The sequence below is a fragment of the Oligella urethralis DSM 7531 genome, assembly GCF_000372065.1.
Lineage (GTDB): Bacteria > Pseudomonadota > Gammaproteobacteria > Burkholderiales > Burkholderiaceae_B > Oligella > Oligella urethralis.
This window is the reverse complement of sequence record NZ_AQVB01000003.1, coordinates 39,820-53,408: the sequence shown is the minus strand read 5'-3', so window position 1 is coordinate 53,408 and position 13,589 is coordinate 39,820. Positions and strand designations below refer to the sequence as shown.

The 13,589-nt window shown below is 49.0% G+C and carries 11 protein-coding genes and 1 tRNA gene; 10 read left to right on the top strand and 2 right to left on the bottom strand.

Annotated features, from left to right (window positions below; all coding sequences use genetic code 11):
• Positions 1 to 8: 8 nt before the first annotated feature.
• Both A3GA_RS11945 and A3GA_RS0102725 read left to right on the top strand, forming a co-directional pair.
• The gene (locus A3GA_RS11945; RefSeq protein WP_018025853.1) at positions 9 to 2,369 is read left to right on the top strand and encodes a glycosyltransferase; all 2,361 of its coding nucleotides are present in this window, start codon (positions 9 to 11) and stop codon (positions 2,367 to 2,369) included.
• 13 nt (positions 2,370 to 2,382) lie between these two features.
• Positions 2,383 to 3,504, top strand: a complete 1,122-nt coding sequence (locus A3GA_RS0102725; protein WP_018025852.1) for a glycosyltransferase family 4 protein — start codon at positions 2,383 to 2,385, stop codon at positions 3,502 to 3,504.
• Between the two features lie 9 nt (positions 3,505 to 3,513).
• Here the strand turns inward: A3GA_RS0102725 and A3GA_RS0102720 are convergent, their stop codons facing one another.
• Positions 3,514 to 4,953, bottom strand: coding sequence for a phosphomannomutase/phosphoglucomutase (locus A3GA_RS0102720; protein ID WP_051052492.1), 1,440 nt, complete (start codon positions 4,951 to 4,953; stop codon positions 3,514 to 3,516).
• 72 nt (positions 4,954 to 5,025) lie between these two features.
• On the opposite strand from A3GA_RS0102720, the gene A3GA_RS0102715 reads away from it, so the two are divergent.
• Complete coding sequence (locus tag A3GA_RS0102715) at positions 5,026 to 6,444, top strand: FAD-binding oxidoreductase (protein WP_018025850.1); 1,419 nt, start codon at positions 5,026 to 5,028, stop codon at positions 6,442 to 6,444.
• A 72-nt stretch (positions 6,445 to 6,516) separates the two neighbouring features.
• On the opposite strand, the gene mutM is transcribed toward A3GA_RS0102715, so the two are convergent.
• Positions 6,517 to 7,344: a bifunctional DNA-formamidopyrimidine glycosylase/DNA-(apurinic or apyrimidinic site) lyase gene (mutM, locus tag A3GA_RS0102710; protein ID WP_018025849.1), complete on the bottom strand. Its 828-nt coding sequence runs from the start codon at positions 7,342 to 7,344 to the stop codon at positions 6,517 to 6,519.
• A 42-nt stretch (positions 7,345 to 7,386) separates the two neighbouring features.
• Here mutM and A3GA_RS0102705 point away from each other — a divergent pair, with 42 nt between their 5' ends.
• The 7 genes from A3GA_RS0102705 (at position 7,387) to pth (ending at position 13,587) form a co-directional block, all read left to right on the top strand.
• A complete protein-coding gene (locus tag A3GA_RS0102705; RefSeq protein ID WP_115342697.1) occupies positions 7,387 to 9,285 on the top strand; it encodes a tetratricopeptide repeat protein in 1,899 nt (632 codons plus the stop codon).
• A gap of 15 nt (positions 9,286 to 9,300) precedes the next feature.
• Positions 9,301 to 9,885: an outer membrane lipoprotein LolB gene (locus A3GA_RS0102700; protein ID WP_018025847.1), complete on the top strand. Its 585-nt coding sequence runs from the start codon at positions 9,301 to 9,303 to the stop codon at positions 9,883 to 9,885.
• A gap of 3 nt (positions 9,886 to 9,888) precedes the next feature.
• A complete protein-coding gene (ispE, locus tag A3GA_RS0102695) occupies positions 9,889 to 10,806 on the top strand; it encodes a 4-(cytidine 5'-diphospho)-2-C-methyl-D-erythritol kinase (RefSeq protein ID WP_040614013.1) in 918 nt (305 codons plus the stop codon).
• 133 nt (positions 10,807 to 10,939) lie between these two features.
• Positions 10,940 to 11,016 (top strand) — tRNA-Gln (locus A3GA_RS0102690).
• Between the two features lie 183 nt (positions 11,017 to 11,199).
• Positions 11,200 to 12,132 (top strand): ribose-phosphate pyrophosphokinase, encoded by a 933-nt coding sequence (locus tag A3GA_RS0102685; RefSeq protein WP_026156769.1) that lies wholly within the window; start codon positions 11,200 to 11,202, stop codon positions 12,130 to 12,132.
• A 151-nt stretch (positions 12,133 to 12,283) separates the two neighbouring features.
• Positions 12,284 to 12,916: a 50S ribosomal protein L25/general stress protein Ctc gene (locus A3GA_RS0102680; RefSeq protein WP_018025844.1), complete on the top strand. Its 633-nt coding sequence runs from the start codon at positions 12,284 to 12,286 to the stop codon at positions 12,914 to 12,916.
• Between the two features lie 77 nt (positions 12,917 to 12,993).
• Entirely contained in the window at positions 12,994 to 13,587 is a 594-nt protein-coding gene (pth, locus tag A3GA_RS0102675; protein ID WP_018025843.1) for an aminoacyl-tRNA hydrolase, read from the top strand.
• The last annotated feature ends 2 nt before the right edge of the window (positions 13,588 to 13,589 follow it).

Sequence of the window (13,589 nt, the reverse complement as noted above, 5' to 3'; positions counted from 1 at the left end):
GCCATCCAATGCAGCCACTTGAGGCCGCAGCAAGCGGCAGAAAAATCCTTATACTGATCAGCTCAATGAATGCCGGTGGTGCCGAACGGGTGGTGGCCACCTTGGCGAATAATTGGGTGCGTCTAGGTCATGAGGTACGAATTGTGCCTTGTTTTGCGCAAGGCACCGGTCAGTCTTTTTACCCCCTTGATGAGCGTATTGATTTGCATTGGCTGGCCCAAGACCTACCTCGATCCAAACTTTTGGCTCGTCTGTTTAAACCCTTGGTGCTGCGTCGTTTACTTAAACAATGGCAAGCGGATGTGGTCGTTTCTTTTTTAACAAATGTCAATGTCACGGCGCTGCTAGCAACGCTCGGCCTAACACAGCCGGTCATTGTTTGTGAGCGCACCGATCCCTTATCAGAAAGCCATTTGCCACTGATATTGAGAAAGCTTAGAAAAGTGCTTTATCCCAAAGCGGCTGCGGTGATGCTACAAACGCAGGCTGCCGCTAGCGATTATGCAGCGTTAAATCCCGCTATTAAGCAGGTGCCGACCATTGCTAATCCGCTATCTGATGCTTTGGTGGCGGAATTACGTACAAGCGCGAGCACTCAAGCAAGGCCAGAAGCAAGTCAGTCGCCGCCTAAGGTATTATTGGCGATGGGGCGCTTGGTGCCCATTAAGCAATACGCTTTTTTAATCAATTGCTTTGCGGCAGTGGCCAAGGATTTCACCGATTGGCAATTACATATTTATGGCTCAGGTCCCTTAGCGGAATCCTTGCAAGCACAGATTGATGAGCTAGGCTTATCAAATCAAGTGCTATTAAAGGGAGCGACCAACACGCCTTGGCAATGTATGCGTGCTGCTGATGCCTTTGTGATGACTTCTGAGCGTGAAGGCTTTCCTAATGTGTTATTAGAGGCCATGGCGAATGGCTTAGCCTCGATTGCCATTGATTGCCCCTATGGTCCAGCCGAAGTTAGCCAAGGGGGTAACTTGGCCCTATTAGTGCCATTCTCCAAGAACAGTGCAGGGCACTATGATCACAGCACGCAGGCGGCATTTATTGATGCCTTAAGACAGTTGCTGGCCAATGATGCGCTTAGGCAACGTTTGGCGGCAGAGGGTCAAGCCTATGTGCTCAAAGAATACGCCACCGAACGCATTTTGCAGCATTGGGAGGCCTTGTTTCAAACCTTAGGGATTAAGTCCAGTGTGACTGCCCAAAGCTCAGCGCCTAACGGTTTAAAGGTGTTGCATTTAATCAGTGGTTTAGGCCATGGTGGCGCAGAAACGGTGCTGCAGCGCTTGGTGACTCATGCTAAAAAAGACCAGCATTGTGTGCTTAGTATGCAGGATGAGGGGGTGATTGGTCCGGCACTGCGGGCAGCGGGTATTGAATTGCATTGCTTAAACATGCCACCCGGCAAAATGTCCATCGGCGATTTTATGCGCCTACGCAAGACCTTAAAGCAATTAGCCCCCGATGTGGTGCAATGCTGGATGTACCATGCCGATATGGTGGGCGGTTTGGCAGCGCGTTTGGCCGGTATTAGGACGGTGCTTTGGGGGGTGCGTAACTCCGGCGATAATCTAGCCAGCAGTAGCCGTTCCTCCTATATTTTAGCCCGCTATTTTGCTTGGACTTCGTATTTGATTCCCCGTTTGATTGTGTTCTGTGCCGAGTTGGCAGCACAGCGGCATCGTGCCTGGGGTTACCAAGCTGCTAAAATTCGTGTGATTCCTAATGGCTATGATCTTAGTCGTTGGCAGCCCGCAAGCCCTGCGCATACAAAGGCGATGCGAGAGCAGTTGGGTCTGGCCATTGAGGATGAGGTGATCGGCTTTGTGGCTCGTTGGAATCCATTAAAAAATCATGCCAATTTGATTCAAGCGATGGCACGCTTGCAAGCACAGCGCCCAGGTCTTAAATTATTGCTTATCGGTGAGGGCTTGGATAGCAGTAATGCAGAGCTTATGGCGCTCTTGGCCGAGGCCCAATTAGTGGTGGGGCAGCAGGTGTTGCTACTCGGGCGGCGGGACGATGTGCCTGCCTTAATGCCTATTTTAGATCTGCATGTATTAGCGAGCTTGGCCGAGGGCTTTCCCAATGTGGTGGCCGAAGCCATGGCTTGTGAAGTGCCAAATGTGGTCACCAATGTAGGCGATGCCGCCTTTATTGTGGGTGAGGTAGGTTGGGTCGTGCCACCACAGGATGCGGCTGCCCTAGCGCAAGGCATTGATCAAGCACTGACGTTTTTAACCGGTGCTGAAGCCGCTCAGTTTAAGCGGCAATGCCGTCAACGGGTATTGGATAATTTCAGTCTGCCCAAAATGGTTCAAGCCTATGAAGCAGTTTGGCGCGAAGCCTTAGACAAATAAGGGAACGGTACGTATGCAAAAAATACTTATGGTGGTCAATAACCCAGCATTTTTTCTCTCCCACCGTTTAAATGTTGCACTAGCAGCTAAGGCGCAAGGTTACCAGGTGGTGATTGCCACCATGGATGGTCCGGCAGTAGCCACGATTAAAGCGCATGGCTTTGAGCATGTGGTATTCCCAATGCGTCGTAGTGGCATGAACCCCGTGATTGAATTAGCGAGTATCTGGGCGCTTTATCGAATGTTTAAGCGGGTACAACCGGATTTAGTGCATTTGGTAACGATTAAGCCGCTGCTTTACGGTGGCATTGCCGCTCGTTTAGCTGGCATCAAGGCGGTGGTCTATGCGGTCTCCGGCATGGGTTTTTTATTTACCGGTGAGCGCAGCCAATTGAATGTGGTTAGCTTGATTACACGTCAACTCTATCGTTTAGCGCTAGCGCACCCGAATAGTCGCATTATTGTGCAAAATACAACGGATAAAGCCACCTTGCAATCGATGACACAGCTTAAGGATGAGCAATTAGTATTAATCCGTGGTTCGGGGGCGGATTTAAATCATTATCAATACTTGCCGGAACCCCCGGCCCCACCTATCGTGGTGACGATGGCAGCACGCTTACTACGAGATAAGGGGGTTAGGGAGTTTGTGAGTGCAGCGTGTCTTGCTAAGGCCCAAGGGCGTGATGATATTATTTGGCAATTAGCGGGGAGTCCCGATCCTGGTAATCCTGCCTCTATTAGCGAGCAGGAACTGGCCCAATGGCAGCGTGAGATTCGCTATTTAGGTGAGGTGGAGGATATCGCTGAGCTATATAGTCAATCTCACATTGTGACCTTGCCCTCCTATCGCGAGGGCCTACCAAAGTCCTTAGTTGAAGCTGCTGCCTGTGGTAGGGCGGTGGTGACGACTGATGTGCCAGGTTGCCGAGATGCCATCGAGAGCGGCGTCACCGGTTTTTTAGTGGAAGTGTGTGATGCTGAAGCGCTCTATGAGGCGGTGTTGAAATTGGCAGATGATGCGGAATTACGTCAATCCATGGGGCGTGCTGGTCATCAACTGGCTTTGGAGGAGTTTGACGAAAAGCTGATCGCAAATAAGCAAGTAGCCCTTTATCAGGCACTACTTGCTTAATCTATTGGCTTAGAATGGTAATTCACTCTGCGGTCTAATTGCTAAAATAGCTGCTCTAAACTCTGCTTTAATACGTCTTAACGCCTCCTCATTCTGTGCCTCAAAGCGTAGTACCACCACCGGGGTAGTATTGGAAGCACGTGCTAAGCCAAAGCCATCAGCATATTCTGCGCGTACGCCATCGATTTGATTGGTACTGAGTGCGCTAGGGAATTGGCCCTCACGCTGTAGTCGTTCAATCAAGGCATGTGGCTCGCCTTCTTGCATGGCTAGCTTTAGTTCCGGTGTGGAAAGATCCTGCGGTAGTGCTGTTAGGGTGCCATTCGGATCCTCGACTTGGGAGAGAATTTCTAATAAACGAGCGCCCGCATATAGACCGTCATCAAAGCCGTACCAACGCTCTTTAAAGAAGATATGACCACTCATTTCACCGGCTAAGGGGCTGCCGATTTCGGCCATTTTTGCTTTGACCAACGAGTGACCGGTCTTCCACATTAAAGGCTTACCGCCAGCAGCTTTAATCGCTTCACCCACATGGCGACTGCATTTCACATCATAAATAATGGTGCTACCCGGAACCCGCTTTAACACATCTCTTAAAAAGAGAATTAATTGGCGATCGGGCCAGATAATCTCACCGCTTTTAGTGACCACACCCAAGCGGTCGGCATCCCCGTCAAAGGCTAAGCCAAGCTCACAATCGGTATTTTGTAGATGCTTGATAATCGCTTGTAAGTTGTTTGGATCGGCTGGATCGGGGTGGTGATTAGGAAAGCTACCATCGACCTCACAATAGAGTTCATCAACCTCACAGCCCAAGGCTTGAAAAAGCTTGGTGGCTGCCACCGCACCTACGCCATTACCACAATCAATAACGATTTTCATGGGGCGGGCTAATTTGATATCACGGCTAATACGGGCAATATACGCTTCGATCACATTCTCTGCAGTGGCTTGGCCCTGCGCCTCGGGTGTACGCTCCGCTGCACTTGCTGTACCGCTTAAGGCCTGCATCTCTCTATGCAGTGAGGAAATGTCTTTGCCGTAAATGGCCTTGCCGTCTAGCATGATTTTAAAACCATTGTAGGCGGGCGGATTATGACTGCCGGTAATGGCAACCGCTAGGCCGATGGCATGCTCAGCTGCTTGATAATAAACCATTGGCGTAGGCACCATACCGATATCCAGCGTATTGATACCCTCAGCACGCATGCCTGCCGTGAGTGCCGCTGCGAGTTCGGGACTGCTGTGCCGGCCATCATAGCCCACCACGGCCTCATGAATACCCAGTGTCAGTGCGCGTCGTGCCAAGGCGCGCCCTAGTAACTGCGCAAACGGGGCATTTAATTCGCTGGGCACAATGCCACGAATATCATAGGCTTTATAGACTTGTGGCGGGAGCTCGAGAAATTGTGTCACAAAATCACCTTTGCATGAAGTACAGTACATTAAACAGTTAAAGAAGTATAATACCAGTACATTAGGATATGTCCGCATTTCATCTATTATTTAGGTTTCATAATGAGTTTAATCAATGATTTAGTTAGTATCGTCGGCGCCGAGCACGTATTAGAGGGTGAGGAAGCGGCGCCATATTTAAGCGATTGGCGTAATCGCTACAAGGGTCGTGCCCAAGCGGTGGTTCGTCCGGCTAATACGCAGGAAGTGGCTGATGTTGTTAAGCTATGCGCTCGTTATGAAGTGCCGATGGTGACACAGGGTGGTAATACCGGCCTTTGCGGCGGTGCCACCCCGAGTAACAAAGGCGATGCGGTGCTGATTTTGATGACTCGTCTAAACCATATTCTAAACGTCGACACGGTTAACGATACCATCACGGTACAGGCGGGTTGTATTTTGCAACAGGTGCAGGAGGCCGCCGCTAAGCATGAGCGTTTATTCCCGTTAAGCTTAGCCGCCGAGGGGAGTTGCACTATCGGTGGTAATCTTGCTACCAATGCTGGTGGCACCCAGGTGCTACGCTATGGTAATGCCCGCGATTTAGCCTTAGGTCTTGAGGTGGTGACACCCGAAGGCGATATTTTGAATGGTCTTAAGGGCTTACGCAAGGATAATACCGGTTACGACTTACGCAATTTATACATCGGGAGCGAGGGTACCTTAGGTATTATTACGGCGGCGACCTTAAAGCTGTATCCACAGCCGGCTGCCGAGTGCACTGCCTTAGTTGCCTTTGAGTCCTTGGATGATGCCTTATATATGCTGAACTATTCACGCAAAGGCTTTGCCTCACGCTTGGAAGGCTTTGAGTTGATGTCGGACTATTGTCTGAAAATTGTGAATGAGTGCTTCCCTGAGCAGTCCTTGCCATTGAGTTTGGATTATCCTTGGTATGCTTTAATTCATATTGCCGACAGCGATAGTGAGGAGCAGGCACGCGAGATTTTCCACCGTGTGTTAGAGCAAGCCTTAGAGGACGATATTATTCAGGATGCAGTTTTAGCCGAGTCCTTACAGCAGGCGCATGATTTGTGGCATTTGCGTGAGAGTATTCCTTTGGCTGAAGCCATGGTAGGTCAAGGGATTAAAAACGATATTTCAGTACCTATCTCCAGAATTGCGCCTTTTGTGGATGATACCAATACAGCCTTACAGTCATGGTACCCAGGCGTGCGACACATTATTTTCGGTCATTTAGGTGACGGTAATTTACACTATAATATCGGTGCCCCGGTTGGCGAAGAAGAGGGCTTTTTATCGAAGCAGGAAGAGGCCTTTAAAATCGTTTTTGATAGTGTGGTTGACTACGATGGTTCAATCAGTGCTGAGCATGGTATCGGTCAGCTCAAAAAGGATATGTTACCTGACTACAAAGACGAGGTTGAGATCGCTGTGATGCGCAAAATTAAGCGCGCACTTGACCCCCTAGGTTTGATGAACCCAGGTAAAGTCATTGATAGCGTGGATTTTGATTATTAATTGAGTCCAAGGCCTAATCTCATAGCAGACCCGGTAAGCGAGTTTTACCGGGTTTTTTGTGTGTTGAACGTTTTAGTAGCGTTGACATTTCACGCAATAGTAGGTGGCGCGTTGACCCTGGACGATTTTTCTAATTGGCGTGCCACAGACATGGCAGGGCTGATTTTCCCGATCATAGACATTGGCATGAATTTCAAAATAGTTGCCAGGCTCACCGTTGGCGTTTAAAAAGTCCCTGAGGGTGCTGCCACCACTGGCTAGCGCTGCATTCAAAGTGCTTAAAATGGCAGCGTGCAAGCGCTCAACCCGAGCTTTGGAGAGCGATTGGGCACTCACCTTTGGGTTGATCTTGGCTAAAAAAAGACTTTCGGAGGCGTAAATATTGCCTACGCCTACTACGATATCGCCGTCTAACAGCGCCGTTTTAATGGCTTTTTTCTTGCGCTTTAAGCCTTGGTATAAATGCGCGATCGTAAAATCATCACTCAAAGGCTCCACCCCTAGCTGCTTTAATAAGGGGTGCGCTAACACGGGTCCATCGCCATGAGGATGCCAGACCACTGCCCCGAAACGGCGTGGATCATTGAGTCGTACGGTAATATGACCGAAATCCCAAATCACATGATCATGCTTTCGCAGTAACTCTTCGGCGTGGCATAGACGCATGGAGCCGGACATGCCCAAATGCACTAATAACACACCGCTTTCAAAGTGTAAGAGCAGGTACTTGCCACGACGTTCACATTTTATTAATAATTGACCACTCAAAATCTCTGCCAACTCAGGTAAAATGGGCCAACGGAGCTGTGTTTGATAAATGCTGAGCTTATGTAGGCGTTGACCCTCAATGGCCGGTGCAAGTCCGCGACGTGTGGTTTCGACTTCAGGTAATTCTGGCATAATGTGTGATTAAACTAGTTTATTTGTTGGAGCAACTCGATTTTGCTTAAAAAAATACTAACGCTTCTTACTCTATCACTTTCTGTTCAGGCAGGTAGTCTGGCGACGCCTTTTTACGCCCAAGCGCTTGATACTGCTCCCTTTGCTGCACGTCATTCCAATCTCTTATTCAAAACGCCAAAGGAGATGGGGGAGATTGTATTAAAGCCCTATGTGAGCGTAGAGGATATTTATCAGCTCACCATTATGCATTTGGCGATCGAGGACGAGTACTATGATATTGCTGGACCGATTGCCTTAGAGCTCGCAAAATCCAAGGGTTCTAAAGAGCTAGCCAAGATGGCGAGTGCCATTTATGCCATGCTAGAAGAGCCTGAGCGTGCCTTAGAAGCGGCGGCTTTATGGCGTGGCTTGGATGATGAAAGTGAAGAGGCTCATCTGAATTATTTAATTGTTGCAGCCCAAACGGGTGAGTATGAGGGCTTGACCAAGGAGTTAAAACGTCGCTTAGCCCTAAATGTGGCTGCACCAGACGTGGCCTTAGCTGAGGTGGCGGAGTTTTTAGGTCGTCTTAATCAGCCGCAAAAGGCCTTGGAGATATTTCAGGAGTTGATTGCTGAGCCTTTAGCGGTCGCACCTGGTCTTATCAGTGTGTTCTTATCGGATTTTGCGATGTATGCTAACGATGAGGAAATGGCATGGAATGAAGCATTACGGGCGCTGCATGATAAAACGCTCTCGCCCGAGGTGAGCGCAATGGCGGCTAGGCGTATCCTGCAGCTCTCTGAGGGACCGCGTAATTTACAGGCCTTGCACCTAGTGAGTCAATACATTGAGGCCCATCCTGAGCAGCGTGCGGTACGCTTATTGTATGCGCATGTGTTGACGCGGGATAAAAAGTTCGATTTAGCCTTAGAAGAGTTGGCTAAGATGAATGAGCTTAATCCTGAAGACTTTGATTTACTGTACTATCGTGCCCAGGTTGATTATCAAGCAGGAAATCTGCAGGATGCGTTACTGTATTTAGGGCAGTACTTGGCAGTGCAGGAGCAGCGCCGTGAGTCCTTGCCCGATGATCGGACAAATGCTCAAGCCTCGGCGACCGATGCCTATTTTTTAATGGCAAAAATCTATGAGGATTTAGGTGAATATCAAAAGGCGATTGAGCAGTTGACACTGATTGATGAGCCAGCAGCGCAGCATGATGCCTTAATTGAGCAGGCTGCCCTCTACATTAAGTTAAAACGCTATACCCAAGCGCATGCCTTATTAGAGCAAATTCAACCCGAAGATGATGAGCAGAGCTATGTGCGTGCCTTATTGATGAACGCTGCGCTTAGTCGGGATCGGGGCGAGTACACGATGGGTTTGGAATACATTGAGCGAGCCCTAAAGTACTATCCTAATAATCTCTTTATACGCTATAGCCAAGCGATGCTGTTTGAGCAGATGGGTGAGGTGGATAAGGCCATTGCCTTATTAGAGCAGATTTTGCAGGAGGATCCTTTTGATTCCGAATCGTATAATGGCCTTGGTTATGTGTTAGCGGATAATGATCTCCGCTTAGCGGAGGCGACGGAATTGATTGAGCGCGCCTTAGCGATGGCACCGGATAGTGTACATATTCAGGATAGTTACGGTTGGCTGAATTTTCGCTTAGGGCATTTCGCTTTGGCGCAGAGCTATTTGGAAATGGTTTGGGCTAAAGAGCCGATGGCCGAAGTGGCAGCGCATTTGGCCGATGTTTATTATCAAATGGGTGATAAAGGCCAGGCTTTTGAGTATTTACAAAAGGGTTATGAGCTCAATGCCGAGGATCTTACACTAATCGATACGATTGAGCGTTTGGGCTATACCCCTAGCGAGCCGCCAGCGCCGGCTGTCTCAGTTGAGACGGATGGCGCCCCGCAGGAAGCGAGCTCATCAACAACACCTGATTAATTACAAAGGAATATTATGCAGTTTATCCTAAGGAAGGCGTTTATTAGTTTATGCTTAGTTGCCACGGCGCTGTTAGCGGCGTGTAGTGTGACGCCAAGCGTGGACCAACAGCAGATAACAGAGCAAACACGCATTGGTCGCTTTGCGGTATTGGCCTTTGATAAGCGCGAAGGAGTCAATAAGGACGCTGTGCAAGGCGGCTTTGTATGGCGTGATCTTGGCACCAATCTAGTATTGGATCTGACCAATCCCTTGGGTAGTACCTTAGCCCGGGTGGAGGTCAGTGATTTTCAATCGGTCTTAATTAATAGTGCTGGGCAGCGCATGGTGGCACCGAGTCCAGATGATTTGTTGGCACGAGTCTTAGACGGTCGCCCTTTGCCGGTGAGTGGTATACGCTATTGGGTCAAAGGGGAGTTAATGCCGACGGCCCAAGCGCTGGGGGTAACGCACGATGAGCAAGGGCGCTTACTCACGGCCGAACAAAATGGTTGGCAGATTAGCTTAAGTGAGTATGATGCCAAGGGCCCTACGCGAATGCATTTGCTACGCAATGAGCCAGCCGAGCGTATTAGTGTGCGTTTGAGTGTCGATCGCTAGGGCATGATGAGTGCATTAACGATGAAGACCCCCGCCAAGCTAAATCTTTTTTTGCATGTGACGGGCAGACGTGAGGATGGTTATCATCTGCTGCAAAGTCTTTTTGTGCCTATTGCATGCTACGATTATTTAAGCTTCACGCTTAATGTGCATGGGCAAATTCGTCGTCTCACGGACAATGCCGGCATTGCGGAAGCCGATGACTTGGTGATTAAAGCGGCACATGGCTTAAAAAAACTGGTGGGACGCACTGATTTGGGCGTGGCGATAGCATTACAGAAAAACATCCCTAGCGGCGCAGGCTTGGGTGGTGGCTCAAGCGATGCGGCAGCGACCTTAATGGCGCTTAATCAGCTTTGGGATTTGCAGCTAAGGCGTGATGAGTTGTTGCCTTTGGCTTTGCAATTAGGGGCCGATGTGCCTTTTTTTCTGTATCAAGAAGCAGCGTTGGTTGAGGGGATTGGTGAGCGTATTACACCGCTACGGCAGGACTTAAGGGAGCGCTTGGCGGGGGCGCATTATGTATTGTTGGTGCCTAAACTAGCTATTCCCACGGTCAGTATTTTTCGCGATCCCCGCTTAAAAAGAGATACGTCGCAACTGAGCGTGGCGCAACTTGAAAAGGCGCTGGCTGAAACCGAGCCACTTTGGCGTTATGGGCATAATGATCTGGAGTCTGTAGCGCGTACGCAGCACCCTGCCTTAGAGGCGATGGTGCAATGGTTGCGTGATTTAGGGATTGAGGTGCGGATGAGTGGGGCCGGTTCAGTGTTTTTTGCGGTGTGTCAGACGTCACAGCAGGCTGAGGAGATGGTAGCGCAAGTAAGACAAGCCTATACTGAATTGCTACAGCGCACAGATGCTGTGGCCGAGCTATTGCGTAGCTTGGCATTGCGTTGTGTAGCCGTAGCGGCGATCTAGTTGATAGCCGTAGGACAAGGGTATGTCGTCTTTATGTTGCACTTTTGAAACAAATACCTTGTTCTTTTAGATAAAAAGCCTTAAAGCACTTGTCTTTATCTTAAAACGATGTATAATTTTATCTTTCAGGTGTTGGGCTGTAGCCAAGCTGGTTAAGGCACCGGATTTTGATTCCGGCATGCGAAGGTTCGAATCCTTCCAGCCCAGCCACACTGATTATGCTTTTTTGATTGACCGTACGCTTACGACTAGTTCAACACAGATTATGTGCCTTTCTTGGTTGTAGCTAGTACGGTTTTTTTGTGCCAAAATTTTCTAGCGGACACAATCTCAGGTATTGTCATGACCTATAACCCTAATTTGCACGAGCAAGCCAGCGAGCACCCTCATTTTATGATTTTTACGGGGACCGCTAATCCTCGTCTCGCCGTTGATGTTGTCAATCACTTAAATATGTCCTTAGGACAGATGACAGTAGGTCGCTTCTCTGATGGGGAGGTGATGGTCGAAATTCTTGAAAATGTCCGTGGTCGCGATGTCTTTGTATTGCAACCAACCTGCGCGCCGACCAATGATAATCTCATGGAGATTATGGTGATGGTGGATGCCCTACGACGTGCTTCGGCGGGTCGTATCACAGCGGCTATCCCTTATTTCGGATATGCGCGCCAGGATCGTCGTCCGCGTTCAGCGCGAGTAGCAATTACTGCCAAGGTGGTGGCCAATATGCTGCAGCGTGTTGGTGTGGATCGGGTATTAACCATGGATTTACACGCCGACCAGATTCAGGGCTTCTTTGATATCCCCGTGGATAATATCTACGCGGGCCCGGTGCTATTAGCAGATATTGCAAAGCAAAATTATGAAAATCTCTTAGTGGTGTCACCAGATATCGGTGGTGTGGTGCGTGCCCGTGCCCTAGCTAAGCAATTGGAAGCGGATTTAGCGATTATTGATAAGCGTCGTCCGCGCGCTAACGTCTCCGAGGTGATGAATATTATCGGTGATGTTGAGGGTCGTACCTGCTTATTGATGGATGATATGGTCGACACCGCAGGTACGCTTTGTAAGGCTGCCGCCGCACTTAAGGATCGTGGCGCCAAGGCAGTGTATGCATACTGTACACACCCTGTGCTATCAGGTGGTGCGGTTGAGCGTGTGGCGGATTCCGCGCTGGATGGTTTAGTTGTGACCGATACGATTCCATTGCGTGATGATGCCAAAGCATGTGCTAAGATTCGTCAGCTCTCTACCGCTGCGCTTTTAGGTGAAACCATTGAGCGCATTGCCTCTGCTGAGTCTGTGAGCTCCTTATTTGTGGACTAAGCTCATCAGTGAGTCGATTTTAGCAGCAAGTGATTTTAAGGTTTTTAGCTTAGGCGCTGGTCGCGGCGCTAAGCGAGCGTTTATTGTCAGTGATGACGATAGGCGTTAATTAGGCCTGATACTGATCAGGTATTTTTTTTTGGAGTTTGTTATGAAATTTTCAGCCACTTCGCGTAGCGTTCAGGGTTCGAGTGCGAGCCGCCGCCTGCGCCGCGCCGGCCGTGTACCTGCCATCGTTTATGGTGGTAAGGGTGAGGCCCAGAGCATTGAGTTAGAGCACAACGAGATTTACCACTCATTACGTAAACCAGGTTTCGGTTCTTCTGTACTGGATATGAACTTAGATGGTAAAACTCAAAAGGTATTATTACGTGCTGTTCAATGGCACCCATATAAGCCTATCGTGTTACACGTTGACTTCCAGCGCGTTCGTGCGGACGTTGCGATTGTGACTCGTGTACCACTTAGCTTTATTAATGCAGATGAATCTCCTGCGGTTAAGATTGACGGTGCTAATATCAACATCGTACTTAACGATATTGAGGTTAGTTGCTTGCCAGGTGATTTACCAGCCGAAATCGTTGTTGATCTGGGCGAAATGAAAAATGGCGATGTGTTGGATGTGGTTAATATCACAGCGCCTGAAGGCGTTGAGTTCCTAACGCCTGAAACTGAGACGGTTGCAACGGCTCATATCGTTGCCGCTCAGGTTGAGGAAGAGGATACGGCTGAAGACGCCGCCGAAGGCGAAGAAGCTGACGCTGAGAAGCCTAGCGAAGAATAATTTCGACAGGCCATAGTGCTTAGCCCTTGCATGCGTTAAACTTGCATGCAAGGGTTTTTTTATGTGGTTTTAAGTAAATGACTGAAGCAATTCGTTTAATTGTGGGTTTAGGTAATCCAGGCGCTAAGTATGAGGCGACTCGGCATAATGCCGGATTTTGGATGCTGGATTTATTAGCCGAGGATTTTCATGCGGATTTTAAGCTAGAACATAACTTTTTCGGTGAAGTAGCGAAGTTTAGACGAGGCGGGGAGACGATTTACCTGTTAAAGCCTGCCACCTATATGAATCTGTCTGGTAAGGCAGTACAGGCGCTTAGCCATTTTTATAAAATACCAGTGCAAAGTATGTTGGTGGTGCACGATGAGCTGGATTTAATGCCAGGACAGATTAAATTAAAACGCGGCGGTGGTCATGCAGGTCATAATGGCTTACGTGATATTCAATCCAAGCTAGGTAGTAACGATTACTGGCGTTTGCGCGTCGGTATTGGTCATCCGCGTAGTTTAAATCTTAGTCAAGGGGTAGCTGACTTTGTCTTGCATACGCCCTCAAAGGTGGATCATGAGCATATTGTGGCGTGTTTGTACCGTGCGCGACAGGCAATCCCTGCCTTATTAGATGGCGACAGGGATCGGGCCAATCGGCTGTTGGCAGAGCCTAAAGCATAGGG

What these genes read in the sequence shown, in the direction of transcription:
- A3GA_RS11945 (WP_018025853.1), top strand. Translation starts at nt 9, where the DNA reads ATGCAGCCACTTGAGGCCGCAGCAAGCGGCAGAAAAATCCTTATACTG.
- A3GA_RS0102725 (WP_018025852.1), top strand. Translation starts at nt 2,383, where the DNA reads ATGCAAAAAATACTTATGGTGGTCAATAACCCAGCATTTTTTCTCTCC.
- A3GA_RS0102720 (WP_051052492.1), bottom strand. Translation starts at nt 4,953, where the DNA reads ATGTACTGTACTTCATGCAAAGGTGATTTTGTGACACAATTTCTCGAG.
- A3GA_RS0102715 (WP_018025850.1), top strand. Translation starts at nt 5,026, where the DNA reads ATGAGTTTAATCAATGATTTAGTTAGTATCGTCGGCGCCGAGCACGTA.
- mutM (WP_018025849.1), bottom strand. Translation starts at nt 7,344, where the DNA reads ATGCCAGAATTACCTGAAGTCGAAACCACACGTCGCGGACTTGCACCG.
- A3GA_RS0102700 (WP_018025847.1), top strand. Translation starts at nt 9,301, where the DNA reads ATGCAGTTTATCCTAAGGAAGGCGTTTATTAGTTTATGCTTAGTTGCC.
- ispE (WP_040614013.1), top strand. Translation starts at nt 9,889, where the DNA reads ATGATGAGTGCATTAACGATGAAGACCCCCGCCAAGCTAAATCTTTTT.
- A3GA_RS0102685 (WP_026156769.1), top strand. Translation starts at nt 11,200, where the DNA reads ATGATTTTTACGGGGACCGCTAATCCTCGTCTCGCCGTTGATGTTGTC.
- A3GA_RS0102680 (WP_018025844.1), top strand. Translation starts at nt 12,284, where the DNA reads ATGAAATTTTCAGCCACTTCGCGTAGCGTTCAGGGTTCGAGTGCGAGC.
- pth (WP_018025843.1), top strand. Translation starts at nt 12,994, where the DNA reads ATGACTGAAGCAATTCGTTTAATTGTGGGTTTAGGTAATCCAGGCGCT.